Genomic DNA, 25896 nt, shown 5'->3' on the forward strand with positions numbered 1-25896 from the left:
ATCCCAACCGGAAACCGAAGGGAGCCGGCGGGCATCGTGGACGCCGGACCGAGCCTGGAGTCGCACCCGTGGAGCGCACCAAGCGAGCCGAGAAGGACGCGCCCGCGCCGACGAAGGAGCGCGCAGCGTCGTCGCCCGCTCAGCCCAGGCGTGCGGTTCCGGCGCAACGTCTTGACGCTCGACGCACCACAGCAGCCGATGTGGCCGGTCTCGCCTTCGGTGATCTCGGGCTCGGCGGCAATCTCGTCCGGGTCCTCGGCGAGCTCGGGGCGGATCAGCCGTTTCCCATTCAGGCGGCGACGATTCCCGACGCGATCGACGGTCGTGACGTGCTCGGCCGTGCCCGAACCGGGTCGGGCAAGACGATCGCCTTCGGCGCTGCACTGGTCGAGCGTCTTCTGCGGCTGAAAGCTCAGGGCGCCTTCGCGTCGGACCCGAAGCCGTCCGCGGCGAAGAAGCAGCGCGGCGTGCGCGACACGCGTCTCGCCACCAGAAAGCCGAAGGCGCTGATCCTCGCCCCGACGCGCGAGCTCGCGCTCCAGATCGATCGCACGGTGCAGCCGCTCGCGCGTTCCGTCGGCTTCTACACCGCTCAGCTCGTCGGCGGCGTGCCGGTGGACCCGCAGATCCACGCGCTGCAGCGCGGCGTCGACATCGTGATCGGAACCCCGGGTCGGGTGGAGGATCTCGTCACCCGCCGGCGTCTCGACCTGCGGGAGGTGCTCGTCTCGGTCATCGATGAGGCGGACCACATGTGCGACCTCGGCTTCCTGGAGCCCGTGCAGCGCGTTCTGCGTCAGACGGCTCGCGGCGGTCAGCGGCTGCTGTTCTCGGCGACCCTCGACGCCTCGGTGTCGGCGCTCGTCGCCGAGTTCCTCGACGATCCCGCCGTCCATGAAGCCGAGGAGGCGGCGGCGATGCCGGTGGAGCACCGGGTGTTCGTGGTGCGACGGGCGCACAAGGACGAGGTCATCACCGAACTCGCGTCGGCGCCCGGTCGCACCATCGTCTTCTGCCGCACTCGTGCGTACGCAGAGCAGGTCGCTGAGATGCTCTCCACGGCCGGGCTCAAGGTGACCGCGCTCCACGGCAACCTGAGCCAAGCGCGCCGAGAGCTCAACCTCGCGAAGTTCACGTCGGGCAAGGCGTCCGTGCTCGTCGCCACCGATGTCGCCGCGAGAGGGCTCCACGTCGACGACGTCGATCTCGTGGTGCAGGCCGATCCGCCAGAGGACGCGAAAGTCTATCTGCACCGTGCGGGTCGCACCGCGCGCGCGGGCAAGACGGGGAGTGTCGTGCTCGTGATTCCCCCGACGCGCCAGGCGCGCACGAGAGAGATGCTCGACGAGGTGGATGTCGGGGCGTCGTTCTTCGGAGAGGTGGAGCCGGGATTCGGAAAGCGGTTCCCGCGCTGACCGCTCGTTCGCGTCGCGCTGCCCTGCATCACGCCGGACTGCGCTCATCGGCGATTGACGATACCGCCAGCTGAGTTCCGTCGAGTTTGGAGGGTGTGCACAAGGGTGGCGGGGCCGTGGCCCGTCTCAGTTTGTGTGTGCGACCCGCTCCGCTTGGCAGTCTCAGAGGTCGACTTTAGGCTGACAGCATCAACGGGGCTCGCCAAGCAGGGCCGTCCCGCCTGTCATCTCGAAGGAGTTCCGATGGCCGAACGCAGCTCGTCGTCCCACCCCCGAATCGACACCGCAGCCGTGAGCGACGCGCTGCTCGGCAAATGGAAGACGGAGCGACTGGAGTCGCGCAAGCTCGCAGCCGATCCGAGGCTGCACACCGTTCCCGGGCAGTCGATGGACGACCATCGTGAGCGAGCCCTCGAGCAGCTGAGCATTCTCGTCGAGGCCGGAGCCATCCAGCGCGCGTTCCCCACCGCCGTCGGCGGGAGCGATAACCACGGGGGCAACATCGCTGCATTCCAGGAGCTCGTGCTCGCGGATCCTTCGCTGCAGATCAAGAGCGGCGTGCAATGGGGGCTCTTCGGCGCTGCGATCCTGCATCTCGGCACCGCCAAGCATCACGAGCAGTGGCTCCCCGACGTCATCAATCTGCAGACCCCTGGCGCGTTCGCGATGACCGAGATCGGCCACGGATCCGATGTCGCTTCGATCGGCACGACCGCGACCTACGATGCCACGACGGAGGAGTTCGAGATCCACACGCCGTTCGCGGGTGCGTGGAAGGACTACCTCGGCAACGCGGCGCTGCACGGACGGGCAGCGGTGGTCTTCGCCCAGCTCATCACCCGCGGGGTGAATCACGGCGTGCACGCGTTCTACGTGCCGATCCGCACCCCCGACGGGGAGATGCTGCCCGGCGTCGGCAGCGAGGACGACGGGGTCAAGGGCGGGCTGAACGGGATCGACAACGGCCGCCTGCACTTCACCCACGTGCGCGTGCCGCGCGAGAACCTCCTCAACCGGTACGGCGATGTCGCGCCGGACGGCACCTACTCGTCCGAGATCGAGAGTCCGGGGCGTCGCTTCTTCACGATGATCGGCACGCTCGTGCAGGGCCGCGTCTCGCTCGACGGGTCGGCCGTGCGCGCGATGCAGGCGGCTCTCGGCATCGCCATCCGCTACGGCAGCGAGCGACGGCAGTTCCCCGGCGCCTCCGGGCGTGAGACGGTGCTGCTCGACTACGGTCTGCACCAACGGCGCCTGATTCCTCGCCTCGCGCAGACGTACGCGATGCAGTTCGCTGACGAGCGCCTCCTGACCGTCTTCGACGAGGTCTTCTCAGGAGCGAAAGACACGGATGAGAATCGCGAGGACCTCGAGACGCTCGCGGCTGCGTTCAAGCCGCTGTCGACCTGGGCCGCACTCGACACACTGCAAGAGGCGCGCGAGGCTTGCGGCGGCGCCGGCTTCATCGCGAAGAACCGCATCGTCGGCCTCCGCGCCGATCTCGACATCTACGTGACATTCGAGGGCGACAACAACGTGCTGCTGCAACTGGTCGGCAAGCGATTGCTCAGCGACTACGCCGCCCAGTTCAAGAATGCCGACCGTGCGACGCTCACCCGCGCTGCCGTGAATCAGATCGGTGATCGCGTGAGCCGGTTCGGGCTGCGCCGAGTCGGACAGAGCATCGCGGATTTCGGGCAGATCGCCCGCTCGATCGAGAGCATGCGCTCGCCGGAAGCGCAGCGAGAGCTGCTCGCTGATCGGGTGCAGACGATGGTCGGCGACATCGCGCTCGCTCTGCGCGACGCGACGAAGGGCATTCCGAAGGAAGATGGTCGAGCCCGAGCCGTCGCCAGCGAGAACGCCTTCAACGCGCAGCAGTACAAGCTCATCGAGGCGGCGCGTGCCCACGGTGAGCTGCTGCAGTGGGAGGCCTTCACCGACGCGCTCGAGAAGATCGCCGACGCGGGATCTCGACAGGTGCTGACATGGCTGCGAGATCTGTTCGGTCTCGGGATCATCGAGCGCAACGCCGCCTGGTACCTCACGGCCGGGCGTATCTCTCCCCACCGCGCAGAATCCGTCACGGCCTACGTGGATCGGCTCATCAGTCGACTGCGCCCGCATGCGCTCGACCTCGTCGAGCCGTTCGGCCTCACCCCCGAACTGCTGCGCGCGGAGATCGCGACGGGGATCGAAGCGGAGCGGCAGCAGGAGGCGCACGAATACGTCGAGGCGCAGCGCGCCGCCGGGACGTGGCCGGTGCACGAGAAGGAGCTGCGGAAGCAGCGGCAGGCCGCCGAGCGCGAGAGCCGGCAGGCGAAAGCCAGCTGACCGAGGCGCCGGAGTCCACTGGAGCCGGGGTGCCGGATGCGACTTCGAGCGCGACCGTTGCTCGTTAGGGTGGGGGTATGACCGAATCGCTGCGCGAACTGTACCCGACCATCGAGCCCTACGCTCACGGCATGCTCGATGTCGGGGACGGGCACTCCGTGTACTGGGAGACCTGCGGGAATCCGGATGGCAAGCCGGTCGTCTTCCTGCACGGAGGGCCCGGCGGAGGGTGCGCTCCGGATCATCGCCGGTTCTTCGATCCGGAACGCTATCGGATCGTGCTGTTCGACCAGCGCGGGTGCGGCCGCAGCGTGCCGCACGCGAGCGCGCCCGACGCCGATCTCTCATCGAACACCACCTGGCATCTCGTCGCCGACATCGAACGGCTGCGGGAGTCGCTCGACATCGAGCAGTGGCAGGTATTCGGCGGATCCTGGGGCTCGACGCTCGCGCTCGCCTACGCCCAGACCCACGCGGAGCGGGTGACCGAACTCGTGCTGCGCGGCATCTTCACGCTGCGGACGAGCGAAATCCGTTGGTTCTACCAGGACGGCGCGTCGCATCTCTTCCCCGACGTGTGGGAGGAGTACCTCTCGGTGATCCCTGAGGCGGAGCGCAGTGATCTGGTTGCGGCATACCACCGGCGCCTGTTCGATGAGGACCCTGCGGTGCACGTGCCGGCCGGCCTCGCCTGGACCGTGTGGGAGAACTCGACCATCCGGCTCATCCCCGACCTCGCGGGCATCGCGAAGGTGCGCGAGGACGCGGCCAGTGCCGTCGCCTTCGCGCGGATCGAGAACCACTACTTCTCGAACGCCGGGTGGCTCGATGAGGGGCAGCTGATCCGAGACGCCGCAGCGAGGCTCGCGGGCATCCCGGGTGTGATCGTGCAGGGCCGCTACGACGCGTGCACCCCGCCGGAGACGGCCTGGGATCTCCACCGCGCGTGGCCCGAAGCGCGGTTCGAGATGATTCCCGATGCGGGTCATGCCGCGAGCGAGCCGGGCATCGTCGACGCGCTCGTGCGCGCCACCGATCGCTTCGCCACGGCCTGAGTGACGCCGATGACGATCGATCTCCAAGAACTCGTCGAGGATGTGCACGAGGCCGTCCGACCACTCATCGGCTCGGGCAGCGTCGCTGACTACATCCCCCGTCTCGCCGCGGTGAACCCCGATCACTTCGGCATCTCCGTGATGATGACCGATGGCACCCAGGTCTCGTCGGGCGATGCCGACGTCGAGTTCTCCATCCAGAGCATCTCGAAGGTCTTCTCGCTCGCGCTGGTGATGGCGGGAGACGGCGACGAGATCTGGCAGCGGGTGGACCGCGAGCCCTCCGGCGCGGCATTCAACTCGTTGGCGCAGCTCGAGTACAAGCGCGGTATTCCGCGCAACCCCTTCATGAACGCGGGCGCTCTCGTCGTCGCCGATCACCTGCTGTCACTGACGCCGGACGCGGAGGATCCCGTGCTCGATTTCGTGCGCACGGAATCGGGCAACCCCGACATCTCGATCGACGCGCTCACGGCCGCGTCCGAACTCGCGCACGCCGATCGCAACTCCTCGATCTCGCACCTGCTGCGGAGCTTCGGCAACCTGATCAACGATGTGGACGCGGTGCTCGACCGGTACGTGCGTCAGTGCTCGATCGCGATGAGCTGCACGGACCTCGCTGCGGCTGGGGCGTTCCTCGCTCGACGCGGCGAGAGCGCCGATGGCCGTCACCTGCTCAGCGGGAACCAGACGAAGCGCGTGAACGCCGTCATGCTCACCTCGGGGTTCTACGACGCTGCAGGCGAGTTCGCCTATCGCGTCGGCCTTCCCGGGAAATCGGGCGTCGGCGGCGGCATTCTCGCCATCGTTCCCGATGTGTGCTCGATCTGCGTGTGGGGCCCAGGCCTCGACTCCTCCGGCAACTCGCTCATCGGGATGGCGGCGCTCGACGAGCTCACGTCGCGCACCGGCTGGTCGATCTTCTAGGTCGCGGCCTGGAGCGACGCGAGCGCGGGCACGCCGACCCCGCCGTCGGCGCTTGCGCCGACCGAGATGACCAGCAGGTCACCGGTGAACCCGTACCAGAGGAATCGTTGCGAGAGACCCGGCTCATCTTCCCATACGAACGTGGGCGATCCTGCAGTTTCGGTCTCGACGAACTCGGAGGCGCGGAGTTCCGCCAGGAACGCATCTCGGGCATCAGCAGGCAGTTCGGCGACCATCAGCAGATTCAGGCCATCGGACTGCGGGATGCCCCACGAGCAGAACGACGTCTGCTCGGCCCGCGAGATCGCTTCCTGCGCCGACGGGCCGACTGCTCCAAGCAGCATGTCGCGGAACGGCCCCGAATCCGGCGTGAAGACGAACGCCGGTCCGAGCCTCTCATGCACCACATCGATGGGAACGAGCTGCTCGCATTCCGGAATCACGACGGGAGCCGGCTCGGTCTCAGGCGCGGGCTCCTCCGTCGGCGCGGGCTCCGAACTCGGCTTCTGCGACGGTTCCGACTCGCGAGACGACGAGGGCGACGCGGTGCGCTCGTCTGAGGCGCCGCTCTCGGGCGCGCACGATGCAAGACCCAGCATCAGCACCGATGCGGCTGCGAGACTCATCGCCTGTTGCGCTCTCATCGCACTACTCGCCGGTCAGACGTCGGCGCAGCTCACCGGCGGTCACGATGTCGTTCTCCATCGCTCGTACATCCGCCTCCGAAACCGAAGGGTCGTGCTTCGCGCGGTCGATGCGCCGAAAGCTCTCCTCGATTTCAGCATCGAGCCCCGAGGTCACCGATTGCTGTATCGCTCGAGGGAGGCGACGGAAGTGTGCGTTGTCGGACATGATTCCCAGGTTAGGGGGAGTGCGCGTGCACATGCTCCCGCTTGCTTCGTCGCGTCCGTTCGAGTAAGCGAGGAGGCGGTGCGGCGCTCGCTCCTGCACCAGGGGAATACAGCTCGCCCGAATCCTCACTAGTATCGGCTACACACCACGATCGGTACTCTCGCGCGAAACGCGCTCGGGAACAGTCCCTCGCATCTCCAGGAGCAGCCTTGACGTTCAACGACAACGTCGAGAATAGGCCGCGATCCCTTACGCTGTGGTGATCTCCAAGTCCGCGGTCCGCACGGAGTCCGCAGCAGCAGCGAGGGCGGTCCGTGCGATCGCCCCGACGGCAGCGCGGGTCTTGTCTTCGGCTGTCGGCCAGAGGTGGCTGTACGTGTTCAGGGTCGTCGTCGCCTTCGCATGCCCGAGCGCCTGCTGCACCGTCACGACGTCGCAGCCGTTCGCAATGAGACCCGAGGCATAGAAGTGCCGGAGGTCGTGCAGGCGCACGCCGTCGACACTGGCCGCGGTGCGTGCCTTCGCCCACCAGTAGCCGACCTGCCCGCGGGTGGGCGGCTCGCCAGGTTTGCCGGGGAAGAGGTATCCAAGTTCTCCGAAAGTGCCGATTTCGCCGAGATGAGTATTCATCAGCTCAAGGAGCTCGTCGGCGGCATACACAATTCGCTCTGAGCCGTACTTTGGTGCCGCGACCTCGTAGCTGCCTTTCGCAGCGCCCGGGCGCATCTGTCGTGACACCGTGATCTGTCGCCGCAAAAAGTCGATGTCAGAGAGTCGCAATGCGGCTGCCTCTCCGAGCCGAAGACCGGCAAACGCGCACAGTGAGACAAATGCGCGGAAGTGCGGACCTGGGAATTCTTGACGTGCTAGATGACACGGCATACAAGAAGAGGTACTACGCCCCAAAGGTCTTGTCGGTGCTCATCGGATAAACCGGGTTCCCCTGCCACCTTCCTCCTGTCCTCTTCGGTCCAGTCTCTGCCCTCTGTGGTGTCCTTCGGGATGCCACAGGGGGCTTTTCGTCGTTTCCGGGCAGTTCCGCCAACTGTCAAGGTCTGTGCCGATGAGCGGCGGGCGTGCTTTCCTGGAGGTCTGACTTACTCGCACCCGAGTGGTCGAACAACGTCAACGGAAGGACGACCACCATGGGCTCTATTCGCTACGACGGAATCACCACGCACTTCAACGACGATTTGCTGACACATATGCAGATCGTCATCGTGCAGAAGCTGATGCGCGAAGAGAGTTTTTTGATGTCCTGGAAGGCGGGCCAGAGCAGCGGTGATGGGCGTACATCGATCTGGCTCTCACCACAGATACCACTCACCTTCACATTCATGGAGCATGTCATGCCCGACGTCAACAAGGAATGGTTGGAACGTTTGGGCGAATCGGCGAACGCGAGCACCGGCCTGGTAGTCACTGAAGAGGACGGCTCGTTGGCGATCGCGGATACGCCGGACAAAACTCTGTATCCAGGCGACATGTAATTCGAAGGCAGCGAGCGGCACGCAATTTCGCTCGCAAACTTTCGGTCGGAAAGCAACCCCTACCGCAGTTTGTTTAGAATGTCAGACTTCGGACATGGGGAACTTAATACACGGTGAAAGGCAATATGAGTTCGAAGACCGCTTACTTGCGCATCTGAAGTTCGTGATCGGACAGAAGCTCAAAAAGCAGGAGAGCTTCTTCCTGAGCTGGCAGAAGCCGCACGATCAAGGTGATGGGCGCATGTCTGTCTGGATGTCTCCTTTCGGGACCGTGGGCTTCCACTTTTCGGGAAGTCGCGAAGCCGAACTCAGCAAAGTATGGGTGCGGGCGTTGAACTCGCTCTCTCATACCCCGCGGGGACTCGTCGCGATCTCCGAGGAAGAAGCCGAGCGCTTCGTGAAGAGCAACCCCGACATGATGTGAAGCAACTTAAAAACCGCCCCTTCCGGAAGTCTCGGGAGGGGCGGTTTCGTCGTTCCCCGTCAAAGGTATGGGGTACACGGTGAAGCAGAACGACGTTTCCAGTATCGAACAATGGACCCCGTTCATAAACGGGTTGACCTTCAAGGATCGAGCTGTCTAGAATTCGCGACGCTTGGCCGGGTCCGTCAGGCACGAGAGCCAACCTAACGTCATGAAACTGGGGGTAACAGGGGGCGCCAGGGTGGCTCACAAAATTTTGGCACATCACTTAAGAACTGTGCAAACAGAACGCGAAGCGCGAGAGACTTGTCGTCAGCATCGCACGAGATTTCAGTCAGTGCAGGACTCGCGACGAAGAAGAGACGGGCCGAAGCGTGGTTAAGCGGCCGCCTGCGCAGTTCGGGCGGATTTCACTTTGAACCACAGCGCGAGTTCTTTCGCAGCACGTCCCGTCGTGAAGGCATCTGGTGCTGCCTCGATGTCGGCGAACGAGTCCCGAAACCCTTCCGGGAGCTGCTCACTATTGTCCTTCGATACCTGGTATCCCATGCTCCAATCGTCGAACTGACGCTCGAGCGTCAGCTCTTCGAGAACCACGCGGACGTTCGTATGGCGAGGATCGCGAGAGATACGGTCGATTAGAGCGTCGACAGCGGCAGGAGGGCCTTCAAGGAATTGGATAAAACGGTTGCTCTTATAGAGCAAGATCCCTGAGATTCCGGCTGAATGGTTATGCTGCCGTGCGAGGACGAGGAGTTGCTCAAGATCATCCTCGTAGAACCGTGTGATGGCTTCACTGGTGTACACGAGGAACTTCAAAGCTTCGGGGTGGGACGATGTCTCCATCTCAGTTCCCCTCCTGTGGTTCTTCACGTGCGTTGTATTCCTCATCGATCGCCTGTATTGCGTCTTCGAGCGCGTCGTATTCTCCGATGGTGTGGGAGTACATGTTGCTCGCGACGTACCGGCCGTTTGATTCTTCATCGATGTAACCGAGGAACGCGCCGTCGCGACTGCCGACGTAGAATCCGTCCTCGACTTTCGCCCACGTGGCTCCTGCCCGGGGCGGAAGGGTGATGCTCATATCTGAGCCTTCCTACGGCTCTAGAGAGCAGCACCGAACTGGTGCCGCGTAAACGTAGAACGTTATAACCGCCCGAAGATGCTATCGGCGCTGCACGACCTATGCGAATGTACATTCTTTGACACAGAAATGGACTAGGTATACAGGCTCTTGGCCAAGTTGATTACACAACTTTCTCCCTTCATGATGCTCGACGTCGTCGGGAGGCAAATTCAGATCTTCGATACTGGACGGATGACTGAATGGATGACACCCGACGAGCTTTCCGCACTTACCGGGCTCAGTAAGGGGAGGCTGGCGAATCTCCGCGCGGAGAAACGCAGATTCCCGTTCTACCGCTTCCAGGGTTCCCGCACGCCGCTCTATAAGCGTGACGAGATCGACGCGATCATCGAAGCATCACGAATCGACGTGCGGCCGTAAGGGGGCGCGGCTATTGCGCCCCCTTTAACGGTGTGGTGAATCGCCGCCCGCTTGGTTGAAGGAGGGTGTTATGACCGAAACATATGAATCTTGCAGGCGTACCGCAGCGCGTGCTTTGGGGAAGGCTGTGGTTCGCATCATGAACTCGGACCCGCGTGAAGCTGCTGAGGTCGCGTGGAAGCCGGGCGGGCCTTCTGTTGATGAGCTCGAGGTGATGGTGCGAGCGTTCCAGGCGAAACACGGAGCCCACCGGTAGGAGGCTCATCCCAGCCACTCCACGCGGTGGTTGGCAAAACGGCATGCGAGACATGTCGCGTTTGAAACGCGGGATGAAAGGGGGGCGTTTGAAACGCGACCCCCAGTCCGCAAGGAGTCCGCAAAAGTTCCAATTTCTCACTATCATCAGCTATCACGCGCTATTGGAACTTACGCGTATTTTCAACGCTCACTATCAATCCCGAACATGCACAGGAGCAGCCTTGACGTTCAACGACAACGTGCGCATCGACAACAGCAAGGTGAGAAAGCGCAGCGGTGCGCGCACCGGTGGCATGGTGGCAGGTGGCGGCATCGGCATCGCGCTCCTGCTCGCGCTCGGCTCGCAGCTGCTCGGGTTCGATCTCACGCCGTTCGCCCCGGCGGTGCAGCAGGCGATCGGAGCCGGCACCACCTCCGAGCAGTCGGAAGCCGTGCTCGACGCCTGCAAGAGCGGCGTCGACGCGAATTCCGATGACGAGTGCCGCATGAATGCCACGGCGGACTCTCTCGATCGCTACTGGGCGAATGAGGTCGGCAACTATCGGTCGCCAGGACCGGTGATCCTGTTCGACGGGCAGACGCAATCCGAGTGCGGGGCCGCCTCAGCATCGACGGGCCCCTTCTACTGCCCGGCGGACGAGACCATCTACATCGACGTCGCCTTCTTCGACACCCTCTCGAACGAATACGGAGCGTCAGAGGGGTCGCTCGCGCAGATGTACGTGCTGGCGCATGAGTGGGGGCACCACGTCTCGAACCTCATCGGTTCGCTGCAGGGCGCCGGCCGCGAGACGGGCCCAACGTCTGGTTCGGTGCGCCTCGAACTGCAGGCCGATTGCTTCGCGGGGGCCTGGGTGCAGGCCGCGTCGACCGTCACCGATGATCAGGGCGTCACCTACCTCAAGCCGGTGACGCAGCAGCAGATCGACGACGCGATGAGCGCCGCCGCTGCGGTGGGGGACGACCACATCATGGAGGCCGCAGGCGTCGAGGTGAACCCCGAGCGGTTCAGCCACGGCACCTCGGAGCAGCGGCAGCGCTGGTTCATGACGGGTTACGAGCAGGGGCCGACGGCCTGCGGCACCTTCGACGTCAGCGCGGCTGACCTGTAGCGAACGCCGGATCAGCGGCGCTTGCGCCGCTTGGCCTGCCGAGCCTCTGCCTTCTTGCGCTCCGCCTTCTCCTTCGCTGCCTGCAACTGCGCGCCGCGGGAGTTCGGCTTGAGCTTGGGTGCCTGCTTCTTCGGCTGTGCGTGCACTCGGGGGGCTCTGGCGGTGCTCTTCGCCTCTTCCTGGGCCGACTCCCGCGAGCTGTTGGCTGTGCGGCCCCGGAGGATGCCCGCGAGGTGCTGCACCGTCGCGTCGTCCCGGTCCACGTTCCACACCGCCCAGACGACGGGACCGTCGAGCGGACGCTCACCCGGCTCCGGGCGGACCGGGAGCACCGTGTGCTCGCGCTTGTTGATCAGGTGCCGTGCGAGCGGCACGGGCAGGAGCACGGCGCCGGCGCCGGTGGCGACGAGGGAGAGCGCAGCGCGCGGGCCCCTCGGCATCCATTCAGGATCCCCCCACGGCTGCGGCGCAGGCCATGCCGGGAAATGGTCGGGGTGATCGAGCAGTGTGACGAACGCGATCTCGGCAAGACTCACCGATTCCTGCTCCGCGAGCTCGTGGTCAGCGGGCACGACGAGTGCCAGCGACTCTGCGTAGAGCCGGATGGCGCGACGAGGGCTCTCATCGCCCTCGGAGTCCGCCGGTCTGCCATCGGGCGCGGTGCGCTCGATGAGCACGTCGCACGCGGCGGCCGAGGAGGCCGTCTCCTGGTTGCGCGCTGCGAGCGGCGAGCCGAACGCGACCTCCAGCGGCACGAGTTCGAGCTTGCGTCCGGGCGTCGCCGCCTTCCAGCGCCGCGCCCACTTGCTCGGGGCGATGCCGCGGGCGAATCCGAGGCGGAGCGGCCTCGGAGCGGATTCGGCGCCGGTCGGTGAATCGGATTCGTTCGCGGTCGTGTCGCTCACAGCGCCACCTCTCCGTAGATCTCGTGCGTATAGGGGAGGCGAGCCGCCGATAACGCGATCCGGTACTCCCCGGAGCGTGCGGCGCGGTGCGCGACCTCCGCGCTCGCCGCAGCCGCTGCGGTACCGGCGCGCGGCGCTCCGGTCACGCGGATCGGGGTGCCCTCGTCGACATAGTGCGGGAGCGCGAGCACCGCGTGACCCTGCGGCGGGTTGCCGCTCGCGGGCACGACGCGCCACCAGGGCGATCCGTGGCCGTAGAGCGCCATGACTCGGCCGACGGCGCGTGGCGCTTCGGAACCGACCGCGATCCCGACATCGCCGTACGTCATGACACGACCGGGCGGGATGCGCGCGACGACGTCGAGCACCGCTTCGACGAATTCGGCGCTGGGCATGCCTCAAGCCTACGCGCTCGAGCGTGAGTGCGAGACTGTTCGCCGTGCCTCGCTAGGCGACCGAGACGCCGAGCAACGAGCCGATCGTGTAGGTCGCGGCGACGGCGATGCCGCCGAAGAGCAGCTGGCGGGCAGCGCCCATCAGCCAGTTGCGCTTCGTGAACCGAGCCGCGAGTCCGCCTGCGATGAGCAATCCGACGCCGCCGAAGGCGAGTCCGAACCCGAGCGTGCCGAACCCGAAGATGAACGGGAGGATCGGGATCAGCGCCCCCACGCCGAACGCCACCAGTGACGAGAACGCCGCGACCCACGGCGACGGCTGCTCCTCCGGGCTGACGCCCAGCTCGGAGAGCAGATGCACGCGCACGGCCTGATCGGCGTTCGCGTGGACCTGCTCCGCAGCGGTCTCCGCGATCCTCGGCTCGACGCCCAGGTTCTCGAGCAGCGCCGTGAGCTCGGCCATCTCCCCCTCGGGGTTGCGCAGGTGCGCTTCTCGTTCGATCCGTACCTCGGCGTCGAGCTGCTCGTTGGCGGTGCGCACCGAGGTGTACTCGCCGAGGGCCATCGAAACCGCGCCGGCGATCAGGCCCGAGATGCCGGTGATCGCGACGATCCCGGGTGCGGCGCCCGCCGCGGCGATGCCCGCGATGAGGCCCAGGTTCGACACGAGGCCGTCCATGGCTCCGAAGACGCTCGCTCGCAGCCAACCCGCGCCGATGTCTGCGTGACGGTGGTCGTAATCGTGCGGGTTCGCGATGTTGTAATCGCTCATGTGTGCTCCCAGTGTTGCGGTGCGCGGTGGCGCACGAGCAGCAACCGTAGCAAGTTTCCGGCGATCGGGAGAAGCCCGGATCAGACCTCGAAACAGGGTGTGTCGGGAGTTCGATGGGGCGAACTTACTCGGCGGGTGCCGCCGCCGCTTAGGCTGTGCATGCGGGATGCTCGATTCCGCGCACGATGAGCCTGGAGGCCGACATGACCGAAGCAAGCGGACGCGTCGTCGCAACCGAACGCGGACGAGACCTGATCCTGGTGCGTTCGCTGTCGCTCAGGGACGCCGAGGCTTGGGCCCACCTCACCGAATCCGAGCTGACGGAGACCTGGTTCGGTCCGTGGGAGGGTGATCGTCGGGTCGGCGGCACGGTGCGCGTGCGCATGCGGTTCGAAGATCACGAGCCCGAGATCACGATGAAGGTGCTCGCGTGCGAGGCTCCGCGCTTTCTCGCGCTCCTGTCCGATGAGGAGGTCGGCGCGTGGCGGCTCGAGCTGCACCTCGAGGCTGACGGAGACGACTGCTTGCTGACCTTCGTGCACCACCTCACCCCCGACGACGAGGTCGGCGAGATCGGGCCCGGGTGGGAGTACTACCTCGACCTCCTCGTCGCGTCCACCGAGGGCACCGAGCGCCCAGGATTCGACCAGTACTACCCCGAACTGCGGGAGGCCTACCTGGCGATGTGATTCGCGCGGGACCAGGCAGTTCGAGATAGATTGCACAGCATGAGTGTGGATGCTGCAGTCGTTCGGTTCTGGGAGGAACGCCGCGCCGAGGACCCCGCCTTGCCGGAGGATCTCCCAGAGGTCTGGGCGTTCGGGGCGATCCCGGAGCAGGCCGACCAGCTGCTCGAACTCGTGCTCGCCGGAACGAAGACGGGCACAGCCTCGTCGCTCTGGGACTATGAAGCGAGCGGCGATCCGGTGCCGGCGGTCGGTGACTTCAGCATCATCCTCGACGGGTCCGGGGTGCCGCGAGCAGTGCTCGAGACGACGCGGATCGAGACCGTACCGTTCTGCGATGTGACCGCCGAGCACGCCCGCTCCGAAGGGGAAGGGGATCGCACGCTCGCCGACTGGCGCGACACCCACGAGCGCTACTGGCGCCGTTATTCCGAGAACGAGCGCGGCTTCGAGCCCGACATGCCGGTGATCTGCGAGCGCTTCAGTGTGCGGTATCCGTGACGGCGACGGGGCGGCGGCGGCGCGTGCTCGCGAGGGCGCACGTTGTGCTCGGCTGTGCGGAATGAAGGTGCCGAAACGCGCTTTCGGCGCTGGGCTCGCCGGCGCGGGCAGGCGGAGCGCCGTGCTGCGGGCTGCGCCGTGCCAGAATATGCTGCGGCGATCCTTCTGAGCGCGGCCGAAGAACCTCTGAAAGGCGCATATGCAACGCGAAGCGTATGAGAACCTCGTGCGAGCCGAGCGATCCAGATTGGAGCAGGTGCTCTGCGGGTTCACGGATGCCGAGTGGCAGTCGACATCCCTCTGCGACGGGTGGACGGTCGAGGAGGTCGTCGCCCACCTCACCGCGGCCGCGAGTACGGGAACCGCAGCGTGGCTGCTGAGCATCGTGCGCGCCGGATTCGACGCTGCGAAGCACAACGACCGCATGATCGAGCGCTACCGCGGCTCGGATGCGGTGGGAACACTCGCCCGCTTTCGTTCGGCTGTGCCGAGCCGGATCACTCCGACGCGCGACTACGCGGCCTTTCTCGGGGAGGTCGTCGTGCACAGCCAGGACATCGCGTTCCCACTCGGGCTGGCGCTCGATCCCGATCCGCGCAGCGTGCTCGAGATCGCCCGCTTCTTCTCGACTCGGGATTTCGCGGTGAACAGCAAGAAGATGGTGCGCGGCCTGACGCTCGAAGCGAGCGACGCCGACTTCCGCTCGGGGGAGGGGCCGTCCGTCCACGGGCCGATCCTCTCGCTCGTCATGGTGATGGCGGGGCGGCGCGCGTTCCTCCCGCACCTGTCGGGGGACGGGGTCGGAGAGCTTGCGGGGCGCCTGAGCGTGTGAGGTCGAACGCGATGAGCTACCCGCGCCGCTCACGATCGCGTTTCCGCGCAGCATCCCAGCGGTCCCAGCGCGGCTCGTGGACGCCGTGCACGATGAGGTAGGCGCGGTTGCACGGTGCGCAGTAGCCGCGCGGGGCGATGTGCTCCGGCTTGCAACGGCGGTCGTAGTCGGCGAAGTCGATGCCGTCGTCGAGTACTTCGCCCACGCTGAGCCCGCAGAGCGTGAGCGGGCCGAGGTCGGGCGATGCGATGTGATCCGAGAATCCCGTGCGCGCCTTCACGGTGATGAAGCGGTCGCGGGGCATCGGCTTTCGATCCCACTCTTTCTTGCCCATGCGTGAGAGGCTACCGCGACAGTGAGTCTTCATGAGATCCGCATCCGGAGCCGTCGCGGCTCCCGTTCAGAGTATGATGAGGCCGTTCGATTCAGCCATATGCCGCGGCAGCCATATGCGCTGCGACAGTGGAGAGGGAAGATGACGAACCCCGACTCGTTCCCCCGTCGCGAGGCTGAGAACGGCGAGGCTGAGAACGGCGAGGCCGAGAGCTTCGACAGGATCGCTCGAGACCTCAGAGAGCTCCGTGAAGCGGCCGGCCCGGTTTCATTCGCGGAACTCGTGCGCCGGATCGCCGACCTTCGCATCGGGAGAGGGGTTTCCGCCGCAGCGGCCATTCCCGCTCGATCGACGGTCTACAACGCCTTCCAATCGGGGAGGAGCCGGATGGATCCGGCCCTGCTTCGAGACATCGTCCTCGCCCTCGGGCAGAGCGAAGAGGAAGCGGTGCAGTGGGTGCAGCGCACCCGGCACGCTCGGAAGATCGAGCGTGCATCCGTCGCCGAGCCGTCGGGCAGTGCTCCCCGCCCGGGATCGGATGCTCAGCCAGCACGCCGGCTCCCGGCGCCGCCCGTGCTGCTGCTGCTCCTCGGGCTCGTGGTGTGCAACCACGCCAGCCACTGGTTCCTCGCGGCGCCGCTCGACCTTCCCGTGTATCTGGACATGGTGGGCACCGCCGTAGCTTCGATCGCCCTCGGGCCGTGGTACGGCGTCGCCGTCGCGATCGCCACCGGCCTCACGGGGCCGATGTTCGAGCCGGGCATCATGGCCTTCACGCTCGTCAACGTCACCGGAGCCCTGGTCTGGGGCTATGGCGTGCGCCGCTTCCGGTTCGGGCACGACATTCTGGGCTTCTTCGTTCTCAGCCTGCTGGCGGCGACCGCGTGCAGCCTCGTCGCGACACCGATACTCGTGGCGATCCGAGGAGGCGCGTACGGCGCGATCGGTCGAATCTCGGAATCGCTCCAGGAAGCGGGGATGCCCTTCATCGCGGCGACCTTCACCTCGAATCTCTCGACGTCGATCCTCGACAAGCTGCTGACGGGTTTCATCGCCCTCGCGATCTTCGCAGTGATCCGCAGTCGAATGAGGCTCTCCGCGAAGCACATGCCGCTCATCGAACAGCTCGGGGCGCTGCGGGAAACGCCCGGTCGGAAGGCACGCGTCTCGGTTTTCGCACAAACCTGAACAGCGAGCAGGCCCGAGAGGCGCCCAGACGAAACTACGGTCGAACCCATGGCCTTCATGTTCGCGCGCACCTTCTCGCTCACCCTCACCGCGCTGCTGCTGCTCGGCGCCACCGCATGCGCCGGGAACGCGGAACCGCAATCGGAGGCGCACCTGGAATCTTCGGAAGCACCCTCCGGCTCCGAGGCTGGGACGGACGCATCCGAGACGGCGCCGACGACAGGCAGTCTGGCAGATGCGCAGGGTGACATTCCCTGGCCGACGACGATGACGCTCCCGACTCCCGATGGCGTGAGTTTCGACCAGATCGAGAATCACTACGCCTGCGACGGAACGCTGCTCGCGGTCCTCGTGAGCAGTCCGGACGCAACGGAGCAGAGCACGCGCGACTATCTCGAGAGCATCCAAGATCTTTTCGCCGTTCCCGAGGATGTGAGGCAGGGGCACGGGCAGGATTCGATCCGAGACAGCGACACCGGAGGCATGAAAGCCGAGGGGCAGATTCAGGATCACCCCAGCGCAATGGATGCGACCAAGATCGTGGGGTGGGAATCCCTCGACGCGGGCGGTTACCGCTTCCATCTCCAGGAGACTGCGAAGCCGGGGATTCCCGTGCACGTGGAGAACACCCCTGCTGAGAGCTGGAGCGATTTCCCGCACCCTGAGGCGGCGACGTTCGAGGAGTGCGACGCCCGCGAATCGTCGGGCTACCGCGATGGCACGGGGTTCACGCCGGCGTCCACGACGTGGACGCTCACAGGATCTCCGGTGATTCAGCCGGAGGTGCAGACGTGGATGGAGAGGCTCGCGTCAGAGGGGTGGGACGTCGAGGAGAATCCCGCCATGGAGGGCGCGGGGATGCCGGAAGCCGTTCTGACCTCGGACACGCACGCCCTCCACTACGCCATGAGCGGTGACTACCTCACACTGTTCGTGAGCGATCGGAACCTCGACAAGTTTCTCGGGCTCTGAGGGGCGGAACCGCACCGGGCGCACTCACATCGCGTCGCCCTGCACCGGTCCCTCCGTGTTCGGCTTCCACCCGAGCGCGGGCGCGACGTGCTCGGCGAACGCCTGGAGCACGTGCAGGTTGTACTCGGGCCCCAGCTGGTTCGGAATCGTCAGCATGAGCGTGTCTGCCGACATGACGGCCTCGTCCGCCTTGAGCTGCTGGATGAGCCGGTCGGGGGCGTCGGCGTAGGTCTTGCCGAACGTCGACCGGAACCCGTCGATGATGCCGACCTGGTCCATGTTCTCGCGGGAGCGCAGCCCGAAGTACGCTTCGTCTTCGGCCGACACGATCGGGAAGACGCTGCGACTGACGGAGACGCGCGGGCTGCCGGTGTGACCCGCTTCGCGGTACGCCTCCCGGTAGCGGTCGATCTGCTCCCGCTGCAAGACGTGGAACGGCTGACCGGTCGCTTCAGTGAGGAGGGTGGAACTCATGAGGTTCACGCCCTGCCGGCCGACCTGCTCGGCGGAATCGCGCGATCCTGCGCCCCACCAGATGCGGTCGCGCAACCCGGGCGACCGGGGCTCGATGGCGAGCCGTCCCGGGGGAGCCATCTGCGGATCGCTGTCGACGACGGCTTCGCCATCGATCGCGCGGAGGAGCGTGTCGAACTTCTCTCGAGCGAGATCGGCGCCGCGCGGGTCGTCGGATCCGCCGTACCCGAAGGCTTCGTATCCGCGCAGTGCGGTCTCGGGGGAGCCGCGGCTGATGCCGATCGCGATGCGCTGATCGGCGAGCAGGTCGAGCGCGGCGAGTTCTTCGGCCAGGTAGAGGGGGTTCTCGTAGCGCATGTCGATGACGCCCGTGCCGACTTCGATGCGCTTCGTGCGGGCGGCCATCGCGGTCAGGAGCGGGATCGGCGAGGCCGCTTGCCGGGCGAAGTGGTGCACGCGAACGTACGCGCCGTTCACGCCGATCTCATCGGCGCCCTCGGCGAGTTCGACGGTCTGACGCAGCATGTCGCCCGCCGTGCGGACGCGTGAACCGGGAACGGGGCCGTAGTGCCCGAACGAGAGGAATCCGAATGCTTTCATGCCCGGTACAACCCCGGGCTCCCAACTATATTCCCGCGCATACACTTTCCGTTCGTGCGACGCCTCGCTCTCGAACGCCCGCTGGTACCGGCGGCGAACGGCACCGTAGACCCATCGATGTCGTACTCCGGCACGATCCGTACGAGCGCGCCCCGCTCGTACCTTCGGAGTATGCAGACAAGAACTGGCGGAAGAGAAATGGTCGCGCTCGTCGCCGACCTGGGCAAGTACTACGGCGATGGCGAGCAGCGGGTGCACGCGCTCGACGACGTCTCGATCGGCATCGCGCGCGGGCAGTTCACGGCGATCATGGGCCCGTCGGGGTCGGGGAAGTCGACGCTCATGCACGTGATGGCCGGCCTCGACACCCCGACGAGCGGGCGGGTGTGGCTCGGCAGCGACGAGATCACGGGGCTCGGCGATGCCGCACTGACCCGGCTGCGACGGCGCAGGATCGGCTTCGTGTTCCAGTCCTTCAACCTCGTGCCCACCCTCGACGTTCGCGGCAACATCCTCCTGCCGTTCCAGCTCGACGGAGTGAAGCCGGGTCGGGAGGAACTCGCCCGCATCGACGCGCTGCTCCACAGCCTCGGTCTCGCCGATCGCGTCACCCATCGACCGCACGAGCTCTCGGGCGGTCAGCAGCAGCGCGTCGCGATCGCTCGAGCTCTCGCCACGCAGCCCGACATCATCTTCGCGGATGAACCGACGGGCGCTCTCGACACGCGCACCGGGCGGGAAGTGCTCAGTCTGCTGCGATCGGCTGTCGAGCAGTCCGGGCAGAGCATCGCAATGGTGACGCACGATCCGATCGCGGCGAGCCACGCCGACCGGATCCTCTTCCTCGCCGACGGCCGCATCGTCGCCGACCGCGGCGCCATGTCGCCCGAGCAGATCTCCGAGACGATGCTGGGGCTCGAACGGGGGGCCGCAGCCGGCCTCGGTGAGCGCGCATGAGCGCGGTCGGGACTGCGACGGGACAGCTGCGCGAGCACGTCGCGACAATCGTGGTGGCGGCGCTCAGCACCCTCTTCGCCGTCACCCTGATCCTCGGCACCGGCATCCTCACCGCGGCGCTCGACCCGGCACTGATCGCAGAATCGGGGACCTTCCGGCTCGTGCTGCTGATGGTGAGCGTCATCTTCATCATCATCGCGCTCTACGTGGGCGCCATCGTGACCGCGAACACCTTCGCCACGGTGATCGCGGGTCGCACGCGCATCATTGCGCTCCTCCGGCTCGTCGGCGCCACGGCTCGCTCGGTTCGCTCGCGCGTCGCAGCCGAAGGCCTCATCATGGGAGCTCTCGGGGCCGTCGTCGGCTGGGGGCTCGCGGAGGCGCTCGCATTCGGAGTCACCAGGCTCGGACCGGCATGGGGGTGGCTGCCTGAGGGCCGTGAGTATCCGCTCTTCGATCCGCTCTCGTTCATCGCCGTCGCGGTCGTGGCGCTCACGACGTGGGCGGCCGCCTGGGTCGGATCGCGTCGGGTTGCAGCCGTCTCTCCGATCGCCGCGACCGGCGCGGTCGTGGAGCCCCGGCCCGAGGCGGCGCGCGGTCGCTCCGGGCGGTCGGTGTGGGCGGTCATCCTGATCGTCTCGGGCTGCGCATTGCTCGCCCTCGGCCTGGTGCTCGGGTTCCTCACCCCGCTCGGACTCTTCGTGGCCTTCGTCGGCGGCCTGGCCTCGTTCACGGGGATCGCGCTCGGCGCACACCTGATCATGCCTCCCGTGCTGCGTCTGGCCGGTCGCATCGTGGGGCGGGGGCCGACCGGCGCGCTGGCTGCCGCGAACGCGGTGCGCTACCCGGAACGGAGCGCGCGCTCGACGATCGGGCTCGTGATCGGGGTCACGCTCGTGACGCTCTTCGCTGTGGCGCTCGACAGCTACCGATCGATGACGCTGCTCGCGTTCGAGCTCGATCCAGCCATGGCCCGTGCACTGGATCAGACGCTCAGCATCACGACGGGCATCTTCACGGGTCTCGTCGGCTTCTCGGCCGTCATCGCGGCGGTCGGCCTCGTGAATACGCTCTCCTTGGGGGTGCTGCAGCGCACACGGGAGCTCGGGCTGCTGCGCACGCTCGGCTTCACGGGAGCGCAGGTTCGGCGCATGATCATCGCGGAGAGCGCGCAGATGACGATCGCGGCGCTCGGGTTGGGCCTCGTGCTCGGCATCGGATACGGCTGGGTGGCCGCTCAGTCACTCCTCGGGTCGCAGGTCGGGCTCGCCCCTCCCACGGTTCCGTGGCCCGTGCTGCTCGGCGTCGTCGTCTTCGGCGCAGTGCTCGCGGTGGGCGCGGCCGCAGTGCCGGCACGACGCGCGATCCGGCTCTCGCCCGTCGCTGCGCTCGCAGCGGATTGAGCGCAGCGATGTCTGCGGTCAGGGCTAGTCTGGACGCCATGAGCGTTGTGATTGACCCTGCATTCGATCCCGTCCCCTCCCTCGCCGCCCAGGCCTCGGTACGCGTCGTGACAGGGGGTGAAGGAGACGCGGCTGCTGCCGTCGCCCGCTTCGTATCGAGCGAGGGCGATCTGCCCGAGGGCCTCGGGTCGGTCGACCGCGAAGCGCTCGCCGCAGCAGGCTTCACCGCCGCGAAGAACCAGACCCTCGTGCTCCCGGGAGCGCATCTGCAGGTGCTCGTGGGAACCGGCGACGGCATCGCTTCGACCGCGCAGCTGCGCGATGCCGTTGCCGCATTCACGCGTGCGGCTCGAGAGGTCGCCGACCTCGCAGTCGACCTGCGCGATGTCGTATCCCAGGGCGACGGGCTCTCAGTCGCAGACGCGGCACTCGCCGCCACCGAGGGCGCGATGCTGGCCCGCTACCGCTACGACGCACTCAAGGGCGAACCGAACACGGTCGCGCTCGCCTCGCTCGAAATCGCAGTCTCCGACTCCGATGCCGAAGCGGCGCGCGACGGCGTGAACCGCGGGCTGATCCTCGCACGGTCGGCGAGCGTCGCCAGGGATCTCGCGAACACCCCGCCGCGTCACCTCAGCGCGGAGAAGTTCGCCGAGGTCATCGAGCGGCTCGCGCCCGAGTTCGGGCTCGAAACCGAGATCTTCGACCGTGCGCAGCTCATCGAGCTCGGCGCGGGTGGGCTGCTCGGCGTCAACGCCGGCAGCGTGGAAGAGCCCCGCATGATCAAGATCTCCTATCGGCCGGCCGATCCGGAGGGCCACCTCGCGCTCATCGGCAAGGGCATCATGTACGACTCGGGCGGCATCAGCCTGAAGCCGTCGAACGCGATGCACGCCGCCATGAAGTTCGACATGATGGGCGCCGGATCGGTGTTCTCGTCGATGATCGCGTTGCGCGACCTCGGCGCGAAGACGGCGGTCACGGGCTGGCTCATGTGCACCGACAACATGCCGTCGGGCAGTGCGACGAAGCTCGGCGACGTGCTCACGATCCGTGGCGGCAAGACGGTGGAGGTCAAGAACACCGACGCCGAGGGGCGACTGGTGATGGCCGACGGCCTCGTACTCGCGACCGAGGATCGCACGATCGACGAGCGCCGCCCCGACGCGATCGTCGACATCGCCACGCTGACCGGGGCCGCCATGGCCGCGCTCGGCACGCGCACCGCCGCCATGCTGGCGAACGACGACGCCGTGGCGGCGCAGCTCCAGGCCGCCGCCGACGCGACCGACGAGAACATCTGGCGCTTCCCGCTGGACCACCGGTACCGCGAGCAGCTCAAATCAAATGTGGCCGATCTCTCGAACATCGGCGGGCAGTACGCCGGCGTCATTCTCGCCGGGCTGTTCTTGAACGAGTTCGTCGACGGCACTCCCTGGGGCCACCTCGACATTGCAGGAACGATGCAGTCGGAGAGCGACGACCTGTGGCGCTCCGTCGGGTCAACGGGTTTCGGAGCACGACTGCTCGCCGAGTACGCCACGAACTTCACCCCTTCGGCAGCCGCCGGCGAAGGAGCCTGACACCCGTGTCCCGTTCACTGCTGCAGAATCGCGACGCCTACATCGGAGCGTTCGGCGACTTCGTATCGGCGTCGCCCAGTTCGTACCATGCGGCCGGGGCGCTCGGCGAGACCCTCTCGAAGGCGGGATTCGCAGAGCACGATGAGACGGCCGCGTGGGCACCGCTCGAGGCCTCGGGTCGAGGATTCGTGCGCCGCGACGGCGCCGTGATCGCGTGGCGGGCCGGAGCCGACGTCGACGCGACCAGCCCCGTGCGGGTGCTCGGCGCCCACACCGACTCGCCGGGGTTCGTGGTGAAGCCGCGGCCCGACTTCGAGTCGGACGGGTGGGCGCAGGTCGGCGTCGAGATCTACGGCGGCCCGCTGCTCACCTCGTGGCTGGACCGCGATCTCGGGTTCGCCGGCCGCGTCGTCACGCGCGACGGGGCCGAGCACCTGGTCCGCACGGGCGCCGTCGCGCGCATCCCGCAGCTCGCGATCCACCTCGACCGCGACGCCAACAAGAATCTGACCCTCGATCGGCAGCGGCACACGCAGCCCATCATCGGCTTGGCCGGTGAAGAGGTGTCGATACTCGCACTGCTCGTGCGGGAGCTCGGCGGCGGGCGCACGGGATCGGGCCGCGGTCGCGCTGCAGCCCGATCCGCTGCGCGTGCCGCGCTGACGCCCGACGACCTCGCGGGCGTCGACGTGCGCCTGTACGACACGCACGGGCCTCAGCGCATCGGTGCGAATGCCGAACTGTTCGCATCGCCCCGCCTCGACAACCTGAGCTCCACGTACGCCGGCCTCGCGGCGCTCATCGAGACCGAGCCGCATCCCGGCACCATCTCGATGGTTGCGGCGTTCGATCATGAGGAGCTCGGATCGAACACGCGCTCGGGTGCCGCTGGTCCCTTCCTCGCAGACGTGCTCCAGCGACTTCGCGGCGGGCTGCACGCGACCGGAGAAGACGCGGCTCGCGCGCTCGCGGCCTCCTGGTGCCTGTCGGCCGACGCCGGCCACTCGGTGCACCCGAACTACTCCGAGAAGCACGATCCCAGAGTGAGACCGCTCGCGGGTCGCGGGCCCATGCTCAAGATCAATGCGAACCAGCGGTACGCGAGCGACGCTCACGGCGCCGCGCTGTGGAGCCGGCTCGGAACAGCAGCAGAAGTGGAGACACAGGAGTTCGTCTCGAACAACACGGTGCCCTGCGGTTCGACCATCGGCCCGATCACCGCCACCCGCCTCGGCATCCGCACCGTCGACGTCGGCGTGCCCCTGCTCTCGATGCACTCGGCACGTGAGCTCGCGCACGTCGACGACCTGCACGGGCTCGCGAAGATCACGGGCGCGTTCTTCGCGCACGCGTAGCCGAGCAGATGCAGCGCCGGGATCGGCCGCCCAGCGGCTCTGCGGGCGGCTGATCCCCCCGACGCACGAATCGGTCAACACATCCGCGCCTCATCGGCCGTTTCGGTGCCCGAGACACGCCTAATTCGCTAGGATCGTGCTATGAGTGAGATGGAGCAGGCGGATACCGGCAGCGTCGCCCTGTCGAAGAATAAGCTGATGCCCGTTGTGCAGCGCATCGGGTCGCGCAATATCGAAATCACCTACCTCGGCAAGAACTCCGAGGGGCTTCCCACCTGGATCATGTGGAACGCAGCCGAACCGCACCTGATCGGACTGCTCCGTCAGGGCCGGATGGGCTACCACTTCGAGCAGCGCACGAGCTCCGGAGTCATGCTGCACGAGAACATCTCGCTCAGCCGAGTGCAGCGCGCGCTCGGCGGCGACTGAGCCACGTCTGCCCGGTTCCGCGCTCACTCCCTGACGAGCACTCGGCCGAGCGTTCGCGCGTAGTCCTCTTTGACGATGTCGTAGTGCGTCCACGAGTCGAGCGCACTGACGCCCGGAAGTCCACGCATCGCGTCCATGGCGGGAAGCAGTTGCGAGGAAGACGCTGACACGAGCGTCGCGATGAAGTCGTAGCTTCCGTGGCAACGCACAGCGAAATCGATGTACGGCGATTCCATGACGAACTCCCTGATGGGGTCTGGAGGGCCGTCAATGGTGATGCCGACGCCGATTGCGAGACGGTTGCGCGAGAAGCTCCCGGACTTGATCGCGGCGATGCGGATGACGCCGGCGTCGATGAGCCGCTGCACGCGTGCCCGCGTCGACGAGGGGGAGAGGTGCACGGTGTCGGCGAGCGCTCGGTAGCTGGTGCGCCCGTCCTGCTGCAGCACGGCGATCAGCTCGTAGTCGATCCGATCGAGCACGATGTCGGTCTGCCCGTGCGAGACGAAGAATCCCTTGAGCACTTCGACGTACGTGGAGACCAGCACGCGCCGCACCGTGGGCAGGCGCCGCACATGATCGAGCACGTCGAGCAACTCGTGGCCGTCGCCGTGCCGGGACTCGAAAACGAGCGGCAGCGGGCCGCTCGTCATGGAGACGAAGACCGCGTCAGGGAGCTGGATGACTTCTTCCGCGATCGGGGCGATCGGGCCGTCGACCTCGACCTTGGCGTGCACGAGCACGTGGTGTCCCACGAACCCGGGGTCGAGTGCCGCGACGACGCGCAGGCCCCCGCCGTGCGTGAGCAAGTGCATGCGCTGGGCGACGAAGTCGCGGCTCGCGCCGAGCTGGATCGCAAGATCGTGAATGCTGGCGCGCCCGTCGGCCTGGAGGGCGCGGATGAGGGCGGCGTCGAACTCGTCGAGATCAGCCGCGCCTTGCGGCGTGCGCGGCGCGTTCGTGCGACGGGTGATCGGCTGCACGGCAACGTCTCCTCTGGGTGTGAGCGGGCGTCGCTTCAGGGCTTCTCGAAATACGCGGATCTGAGTCGAGCGGCCCGCAAGAACGCGGCGATATTTGGTCTTCTGCAAGCGTAATCGGAATATCGAGGTTTCGCGGCTGCAAATCGGCGGTGA

General features: G+C 66.7%; 29 protein-coding genes. 18 read left to right on the forward strand and 11 right to left on the reverse strand.

What is annotated here, in order from left to right:
• Positions 1–68 precede the first annotated feature (68 nt).
• The 4 genes from WFH23_RS00910 to WFH23_RS00925 all read left to right on the forward strand — a co-directional run bounded on the left by WFH23_RS00910 (position 69) and on the right by WFH23_RS00925 (position 5731).
• Positions 69–1415, forward strand: coding sequence for a DEAD/DEAH box helicase (locus WFH23_RS00910; RefSeq protein ID WP_336661287.1), 1347 nt, complete (start codon positions 69–71; stop codon positions 1413–1415).
• Between the two features lie 243 nt (positions 1416–1658).
• Positions 1659–3749 (forward strand): acyl-CoA dehydrogenase family protein, encoded by a 2091-nt coding sequence (locus WFH23_RS00915; protein WP_336661288.1) that lies wholly within the window; start codon positions 1659–1661, stop codon positions 3747–3749.
• Between the two features lie 77 nt (positions 3750–3826).
• Positions 3827–4804 carry a prolyl aminopeptidase gene (gene pip, locus WFH23_RS00920; RefSeq protein ID WP_336661290.1) on the forward strand — a complete coding sequence of 326 codons (978 nt, stop codon included), beginning with the start codon at positions 3827–3829 and terminating at the stop codon, positions 4802–4804.
• 9 nt (positions 4805–4813) lie between these two features.
• On the forward strand, positions 4814–5731 hold the full coding sequence (locus WFH23_RS00925; protein WP_200329907.1) for a glutaminase: 918 nt from the start codon (positions 4814–4816) through the stop codon (positions 5729–5731).
• Here the strand turns inward: WFH23_RS00925 and WFH23_RS00930 are convergent.
• The 3 genes from WFH23_RS00930 to WFH23_RS00940 all read right to left on the reverse strand — a co-directional run bounded on the left by WFH23_RS00930 (position 5728) and on the right by WFH23_RS00940 (position 7465).
• Complete coding sequence (locus tag WFH23_RS00930; RefSeq protein WP_336661291.1) at positions 5728–6375, reverse strand: hypothetical protein; 648 nt, start codon at positions 6373–6375, stop codon at positions 5728–5730. The genes WFH23_RS00925 and WFH23_RS00930 overlap by 4 nt on opposite strands.
• 4 nt (positions 6376–6379) lie before the next feature.
• Positions 6380–6583, reverse strand: a complete 204-nt coding sequence (locus WFH23_RS00935; protein WP_141653202.1) for a hypothetical protein — start codon at positions 6581–6583, stop codon at positions 6380–6382.
• 249 nt (positions 6584–6832) lie between these two features.
• Positions 6833–7465, reverse strand: a complete 633-nt coding sequence (locus WFH23_RS00940; RefSeq protein ID WP_336661660.1) for a tyrosine-type recombinase/integrase — start codon at positions 7463–7465, stop codon at positions 6833–6835.
• A 263-nt stretch (positions 7466–7728) separates the two neighbouring features.
• Between WFH23_RS00940 and WFH23_RS00945 the strand changes: the two genes are divergently transcribed.
• Complete coding sequence (locus tag WFH23_RS00945) at positions 7729–8073, forward strand: DUF7882 family protein (protein ID WP_336661292.1); 345 nt, start codon at positions 7729–7731, stop codon at positions 8071–8073.
• A 94-nt stretch (positions 8074–8167) separates the two neighbouring features.
• Positions 8168–8497 carry a DUF7882 family protein gene (locus tag WFH23_RS00950; protein WP_336661293.1) on the forward strand — a complete coding sequence of 110 codons (330 nt, stop codon included), beginning with the start codon at positions 8168–8170 and terminating at the stop codon, positions 8495–8497.
• Between the two features lie 378 nt (positions 8498–8875).
• Here WFH23_RS00950 and WFH23_RS00955 read toward each other — a convergent pair whose 3' ends face one another.
• Together WFH23_RS00955 and WFH23_RS00960 are read right to left on the reverse strand one after the other, a co-directional pair.
• A complete protein-coding gene (locus WFH23_RS00955; RefSeq protein ID WP_336661295.1) occupies positions 8876–9343 on the reverse strand; it encodes a BLUF domain-containing protein in 468 nt (155 codons plus the stop codon).
• A gap of 1 nt (position 9344) precedes the next feature.
• Positions 9345–9581: a hypothetical protein gene (locus WFH23_RS00960; protein ID WP_336661297.1), complete on the reverse strand. Its 237-nt coding sequence runs from the start codon at positions 9579–9581 to the stop codon at positions 9345–9347.
• A gap of 183 nt (positions 9582–9764) precedes the next feature.
• Between WFH23_RS00960 and WFH23_RS00965 the strand changes: the two genes are divergently transcribed.
• Both WFH23_RS00965 and ypfJ read left to right on the forward strand, forming a co-directional pair.
• Complete coding sequence (locus WFH23_RS00965; protein WP_336661299.1) at positions 9765–10004, forward strand: helix-turn-helix transcriptional regulator; 240 nt, start codon at positions 9765–9767, stop codon at positions 10002–10004.
• A 479-nt stretch (positions 10005–10483) separates the two neighbouring features.
• Positions 10484–11374, forward strand: a complete 891-nt coding sequence (gene ypfJ, locus WFH23_RS00970) for a KPN_02809 family neutral zinc metallopeptidase (protein ID WP_090146985.1) — start codon at positions 10484–10486, stop codon at positions 11372–11374.
• A gap of 11 nt (positions 11375–11385) precedes the next feature.
• Here ypfJ and WFH23_RS00975 read toward each other — a convergent pair whose 3' ends face one another.
• From WFH23_RS00975 to WFH23_RS00985, 3 genes are read right to left on the reverse strand one after another with little or no spacing between them, the layout of a single operon-like run.
• On the reverse strand, positions 11386–12279 hold the full coding sequence (locus tag WFH23_RS00975; protein ID WP_090146987.1) for a LysR substrate-binding domain-containing protein: 894 nt from the start codon (positions 12277–12279) through the stop codon (positions 11386–11388).
• Positions 12276–12674, reverse strand: a complete 399-nt coding sequence (locus WFH23_RS00980; protein ID WP_211650219.1) for an MGMT family protein — start codon at positions 12672–12674, stop codon at positions 12276–12278. Before WFH23_RS00980 ends, WFH23_RS00975 begins: the two co-directional genes overlap by 4 nt.
• Before the next feature lie 52 nt (positions 12675–12726).
• Entirely contained in the window at positions 12727–13446 is a 720-nt protein-coding gene (locus WFH23_RS00985) for a VIT1/CCC1 transporter family protein (RefSeq protein WP_200329897.1), read from the reverse strand.
• Between the two features lie 203 nt (positions 13447–13649).
• Here WFH23_RS00985 and WFH23_RS00990 point away from each other — a divergent pair, with 203 nt between their 5' ends.
• The 3 genes from WFH23_RS00990 (at position 13650) to WFH23_RS01000 (ending at position 15465) form a co-directional block, all read left to right on the forward strand.
• Positions 13650–14135: an SRPBCC family protein gene (locus WFH23_RS00990; RefSeq protein WP_336661303.1), complete on the forward strand. Its 486-nt coding sequence runs from the start codon at positions 13650–13652 to the stop codon at positions 14133–14135.
• Between the two features lie 39 nt (positions 14136–14174).
• Entirely contained in the window at positions 14175–14633 is a 459-nt protein-coding gene (locus WFH23_RS00995) for an ASCH domain-containing protein (RefSeq protein WP_336661304.1), read from the forward strand.
• A gap of 199 nt (positions 14634–14832) precedes the next feature.
• Entirely contained in the window at positions 14833–15465 is a 633-nt protein-coding gene (locus tag WFH23_RS01000; RefSeq protein WP_336661305.1) for a maleylpyruvate isomerase family mycothiol-dependent enzyme, read from the forward strand.
• Between the two features lie 16 nt (positions 15466–15481).
• On the opposite strand, the gene WFH23_RS01005 is transcribed toward WFH23_RS01000, so the two are convergent.
• Positions 15482–15799, reverse strand: coding sequence for a hypothetical protein (locus tag WFH23_RS01005; RefSeq protein ID WP_336661307.1), 318 nt, complete (start codon positions 15797–15799; stop codon positions 15482–15484).
• A gap of 141 nt (positions 15800–15940) precedes the next feature.
• Between WFH23_RS01005 and WFH23_RS01010 the strand changes: the two genes are divergently transcribed.
• The gene (locus WFH23_RS01010; RefSeq protein WP_336661308.1) at positions 15941–16987 is read left to right on the forward strand and encodes a hypothetical protein; all 1047 of its coding nucleotides are present in this window, start codon (positions 15941–15943) and stop codon (positions 16985–16987) included.
• A 48-nt stretch (positions 16988–17035) separates the two neighbouring features.
• Positions 17036–17959 carry a hypothetical protein gene (locus WFH23_RS01015; protein WP_336661309.1) on the forward strand — a complete coding sequence of 308 codons (924 nt, stop codon included), beginning with the start codon at positions 17036–17038 and terminating at the stop codon, positions 17957–17959.
• Positions 17960–17983: 24 nt separating this feature from the next.
• Here WFH23_RS01015 and WFH23_RS01020 read toward each other — a convergent pair whose 3' ends face one another.
• Positions 17984–19033, reverse strand: coding sequence for an LLM class flavin-dependent oxidoreductase (locus WFH23_RS01020; protein WP_090146999.1), 1050 nt, complete (start codon positions 19031–19033; stop codon positions 17984–17986).
• A 171-nt stretch (positions 19034–19204) separates the two neighbouring features.
• Between WFH23_RS01020 and WFH23_RS01025 the strand changes: the two genes are divergently transcribed.
• The 5 genes from WFH23_RS01025 (at position 19205) to WFH23_RS01045 (ending at position 24760) form a co-directional block, all read left to right on the forward strand.
• Entirely contained in the window at positions 19205–19990 is a 786-nt protein-coding gene (locus WFH23_RS01025) for an ABC transporter ATP-binding protein (protein ID WP_336661311.1), read from the forward strand.
• Positions 19987–21393 carry an ABC transporter permease gene (locus WFH23_RS01030; protein WP_336661313.1) on the forward strand — a complete coding sequence of 469 codons (1407 nt, stop codon included), beginning with the start codon at positions 19987–19989 and terminating at the stop codon, positions 21391–21393. Before WFH23_RS01025 ends, WFH23_RS01030 begins: the two co-directional genes overlap by 4 nt.
• Positions 21394–21431: 38 nt before the next feature.
• Positions 21432–22976, forward strand: coding sequence for a leucyl aminopeptidase family protein (locus WFH23_RS01035; RefSeq protein ID WP_200329880.1), 1545 nt, complete (start codon positions 21432–21434; stop codon positions 22974–22976).
• 5 nt (positions 22977–22981) lie between these two features.
• Entirely contained in the window at positions 22982–24331 is a 1350-nt protein-coding gene (locus WFH23_RS01040; protein ID WP_336661314.1) for a M18 family aminopeptidase, read from the forward strand.
• Between the two features lie 141 nt (positions 24332–24472).
• Positions 24473–24760 (forward strand): hypothetical protein, encoded by a 288-nt coding sequence (locus WFH23_RS01045; RefSeq protein WP_336661315.1) that lies wholly within the window; start codon positions 24473–24475, stop codon positions 24758–24760.
• 23 nt (positions 24761–24783) lie between these two features.
• Here the strand turns inward: WFH23_RS01045 and WFH23_RS01050 are convergent, their stop codons facing one another.
• Positions 24784–25743, reverse strand: a complete 960-nt coding sequence (locus WFH23_RS01050) for an AsnC family transcriptional regulator (protein WP_090147004.1) — start codon at positions 25741–25743, stop codon at positions 24784–24786.
• Between the last annotated feature and the right edge of the window lie 153 nt (positions 25744–25896).

Source organism: Leucobacter sp. USHLN154, from assembly GCF_037145595.1.
GTDB lineage: Bacteria > Actinomycetota > Actinomycetes > Actinomycetales > Microbacteriaceae > Leucobacter > Leucobacter alluvii.

What these genes read in the sequence shown, in the direction of transcription:
- WFH23_RS00915 (WP_336661288.1), top strand. Translation starts at nt 1,659, where the DNA reads ATGGCCGAACGCAGCTCGTCGTCCCACCCCCGAATCGACACCGCAGCC.
- pip (WP_336661290.1), top strand. Translation starts at nt 3,827, where the DNA reads ATGACCGAATCGCTGCGCGAACTGTACCCGACCATCGAGCCCTACGCT.
- WFH23_RS00925 (WP_200329907.1), top strand. Translation starts at nt 4,814, where the DNA reads ATGACGATCGATCTCCAAGAACTCGTCGAGGATGTGCACGAGGCCGTC.
- WFH23_RS00930 (WP_336661291.1), bottom strand. Translation starts at nt 6,375, where the DNA reads ATGAGAGCGCAACAGGCGATGAGTCTCGCAGCCGCATCGGTGCTGATG.
- WFH23_RS00935 (WP_141653202.1), bottom strand. Translation starts at nt 6,583, where the DNA reads ATGTCCGACAACGCACACTTCCGTCGCCTCCCTCGAGCGATACAGCAA.
- WFH23_RS00940 (WP_336661660.1), bottom strand. Translation starts at nt 7,465, where the DNA reads ATGCCGTGTCATCTAGCACGTCAAGAATTCCCAGGTCCGCACTTCCGC.
- WFH23_RS00945 (WP_336661292.1), top strand. Translation starts at nt 7,729, where the DNA reads ATGGGCTCTATTCGCTACGACGGAATCACCACGCACTTCAACGACGAT.
- WFH23_RS00950 (WP_336661293.1), top strand. Translation starts at nt 8,168, where the DNA reads ATGGGGAACTTAATACACGGTGAAAGGCAATATGAGTTCGAAGACCGC.
- WFH23_RS00955 (WP_336661295.1), bottom strand. Translation starts at nt 9,343, where the DNA reads ATGGAGACATCGTCCCACCCCGAAGCTTTGAAGTTCCTCGTGTACACC.
- WFH23_RS00960 (WP_336661297.1), bottom strand. Translation starts at nt 9,581, where the DNA reads ATGAGCATCACCCTTCCGCCCCGGGCAGGAGCCACGTGGGCGAAAGTC.
- WFH23_RS00965 (WP_336661299.1), top strand. Translation starts at nt 9,765, where the DNA reads ATGATGCTCGACGTCGTCGGGAGGCAAATTCAGATCTTCGATACTGGA.
- WFH23_RS00980 (WP_211650219.1), bottom strand. Translation starts at nt 12,674, where the DNA reads ATGCCCAGCGCCGAATTCGTCGAAGCGGTGCTCGACGTCGTCGCGCGC.
- WFH23_RS00985 (WP_200329897.1), bottom strand. Translation starts at nt 13,446, where the DNA reads ATGAGCGATTACAACATCGCGAACCCGCACGATTACGACCACCGTCAC.
- WFH23_RS00990 (WP_336661303.1), top strand. Translation starts at nt 13,650, where the DNA reads ATGACCGAAGCAAGCGGACGCGTCGTCGCAACCGAACGCGGACGAGAC.
- WFH23_RS00995 (WP_336661304.1), top strand. Translation starts at nt 14,175, where the DNA reads ATGAGTGTGGATGCTGCAGTCGTTCGGTTCTGGGAGGAACGCCGCGCC.
- WFH23_RS01000 (WP_336661305.1), top strand. Translation starts at nt 14,833, where the DNA reads ATGCAACGCGAAGCGTATGAGAACCTCGTGCGAGCCGAGCGATCCAGA.
- WFH23_RS01005 (WP_336661307.1), bottom strand. Translation starts at nt 15,799, where the DNA reads ATGGGCAAGAAAGAGTGGGATCGAAAGCCGATGCCCCGCGACCGCTTC.
- WFH23_RS01010 (WP_336661308.1), top strand. Translation starts at nt 15,941, where the DNA reads ATGACGAACCCCGACTCGTTCCCCCGTCGCGAGGCTGAGAACGGCGAG.
- WFH23_RS01015 (WP_336661309.1), top strand. Translation starts at nt 17,036, where the DNA reads ATGGCCTTCATGTTCGCGCGCACCTTCTCGCTCACCCTCACCGCGCTG.
- WFH23_RS01020 (WP_090146999.1), bottom strand. Translation starts at nt 19,033, where the DNA reads ATGAAAGCATTCGGATTCCTCTCGTTCGGGCACTACGGCCCCGTTCCC.
- WFH23_RS01025 (WP_336661311.1), top strand. Translation starts at nt 19,205, where the DNA reads ATGCAGACAAGAACTGGCGGAAGAGAAATGGTCGCGCTCGTCGCCGAC.
- WFH23_RS01030 (WP_336661313.1), top strand. Translation starts at nt 19,987, where the DNA reads ATGAGCGCGGTCGGGACTGCGACGGGACAGCTGCGCGAGCACGTCGCG.
- WFH23_RS01035 (WP_200329880.1), top strand. Translation starts at nt 21,432, where the DNA reads ATGAGCGTTGTGATTGACCCTGCATTCGATCCCGTCCCCTCCCTCGCC.
- WFH23_RS01045 (WP_336661315.1), top strand. Translation starts at nt 24,473, where the DNA reads ATGAGTGAGATGGAGCAGGCGGATACCGGCAGCGTCGCCCTGTCGAAG.